This window comes from Mesorhizobium sp. J18, from assembly GCF_007829525.1.
In the GTDB taxonomy this organism is placed as follows: domain Bacteria; phylum Pseudomonadota; class Alphaproteobacteria; order Rhizobiales; family Rhizobiaceae; genus VLJP01.
Window position 1 is genome coordinate 1 of the sequence record NZ_VLJP01000093.1, and the last position, 1,086, is coordinate 1,086.

The 1,086-nt window shown below is 61.5% G+C and carries 2 protein-coding genes and 1 pseudogene; 2 read left to right on the forward strand and 1 reads right to left on the reverse strand.

What is annotated here, in order from left to right; translation table 11 throughout:
• The first annotated feature begins 116 nt into the window (after positions 1–116).
• On the forward strand, positions 117–515 hold the full coding sequence (locus L598_RS21290) for a MotA/TolQ/ExbB proton channel family protein (protein ID WP_246658877.1): 399 nt from the start codon (positions 117–119) through the stop codon (positions 513–515).
• Positions 515–838: a DUF2149 domain-containing protein gene (locus L598_RS21295; protein WP_144866146.1), complete on the forward strand. Its 324-nt coding sequence runs from the start codon at positions 515–517 to the stop codon at positions 836–838. Before L598_RS21290 ends, L598_RS21295 begins: the two co-directional genes overlap by 1 nt.
• Before the next feature lie 154 nt (positions 839–992).
• On the opposite strand, the pseudogene L598_RS21680 reads toward L598_RS21295, so the two are convergent.
• Positions 993–1,086 (reverse strand): annotated as a pseudogene (locus L598_RS21680) (sugar ABC transporter ATP-binding protein); the annotation flags it as partial.

The following is a 1,086-nucleotide window of genomic DNA, read 5'->3' on the forward strand; positions in this document are numbered from 1 at the left end:
CCTGCAACCCCAACCAGCAATGCCGCCCGCGCTGGCGCCGCGACCATCATTGCACTAACAATCAAATTGGACCCGTCCGTGGGGGCCGATCATTTCTACTGCCGGTTCTGGCACTAATCGCCGCTTCGCTGGCTTATGCTCTCGTGGCACTGGGTATGTTCCTGGTGGAGGCGATTCAGCACTGGCGCGGCACCCATCGGTCTGTCCTGGGCGGCAAGGCGGCCCACAGCAATGATCTCGAACTCGCCATCATGAAACGCCTCGAATGGTTGCGCATCGTCTCGCGCACCGCGCCAATGCTCGGTCTGGTGGCGACCATGATCCCGATGGGGCCGGCGCTGCTCGCGCTCAGCCGCGGCGATGCTGCTTCCGTGGGAGAGAACCTGGTGGTCGCCTTCTCCGCCGTGATCCTTGCCCTCGTCAGCGCCAGCATCACTTTCTTCATCCTGACCGTTCGCCGCCGTTGGCTGCTGGAGGAATTGCGTAGTATCGAACGGGCAAGGGAGGCAAGCTGATGCGTTTCCTCGACCATGACGAGGCCGATGACCCGATCCTGTCGGTGGTCAACCTGATCGATCTGTTCCTGGTTGTTATCGGCATCCTGATGATCGTCATCGTAACCAATCCGCTCAATCCGTTCTCGTCGGAGAAGGTTACCGTCATCGAAAATCCGGGCGAGCCGGATATGCGCATCACTGTGAAGGACGGCACGGAGATCACCCGTTACGAGGCAAGCGGCCAGATCGGGGAAGGGCAGGGGGTCCGTGCAGGCATCACCTATCGGCTCGACGACGGCCGCATGATCTACGTGCCGGAAAGCGGGACCTCTTCCGATTGACCGCGGTACGTCGTGCCGTTCAGGCGCGGCGTCATCATAGCCATCACCGGCGCGGGTGCCTTGTCTCAATCCCACTCCCGACGCATTGCTGAGCGGTACGGTCTACAAACACCCCCGAAACCCTCAGTGCCATTTTGATTCGGTCCGACGATCCCAGCGCCCTTGCGGGCGTATCGATCGTGACTTCCTGCCCCATGAACTCGATCGTTCCGGAGGTCGGCTGGTGCACGCCCGCAAGCGTCTTGACC

Excerpts from the sequence above, each read along its gene's own strand:
- L598_RS21295 (WP_144866146.1), top strand. The coding sequence starts at position 515 with ATGCGTTTCCTCGACCATGACGAGGCCGATGACCCGATCCTGTCGGTG.